This window comes from Variovorax sp. 01N429, from assembly GCF_056399425.1.
Genome location: NZ_JBFTRG010000142.1, coordinates 1 through 426, shown reverse-complemented (window position 1 = coordinate 426; position 426 = coordinate 1). Strand labels below are relative to the sequence as shown.

Sequence of the window (426 nt, the reverse complement as noted above, 5' to 3'; positions counted from 1 at the left end):
GAATTCACCCGGTGCAGCCCCGCCGCGTCGAACGCGGCAGCCACATCCGGGTCGTCCGCAAGGCGCTCGGGGACCGTCACCTCTACGTCGTACTGGCCCGACTCCTCCACGCGCGCCACCCCGGACGCGGACCGGTCCGGGTCCGGGTCTTCGGTGAGTTGGTGCAACCGCGCGAGGAGGTCGGTACCGCGCCACCCCACGTTGTGGAGGTCGAACGCACGGTCACCGAAATAGGCGGTTCCGCGGAACCCTTCGTTGTCGTCGACCTCACCGACCAGCGTTCCGTCCGGGGCGTAGACCTGGGTGATCTGCGCGCCGCGCATCGTTCGCATCGTCGCGCGGCCGCCCGTCCACCCTTCCGTCGTCGCGCCACCGCGCTTGTTCGCCGGCACGGTGGCCACCCAGTATCCGGGGACCGTGTTCAGG

At 70.4% G+C, this 426-nt stretch carries 1 protein-coding gene; it reads right to left on the bottom strand.

Annotated features, from left to right (window positions below; translation table 11 throughout):
* Positions 1-401, bottom strand: a 401-nt coding sequence (locus AC1DSF_RS30970) for a hypothetical protein (protein WP_478184137.1), incomplete at its 3' end; no start/stop codon positions are given.
* Positions 402-426 lie beyond the last annotated feature (25 nt).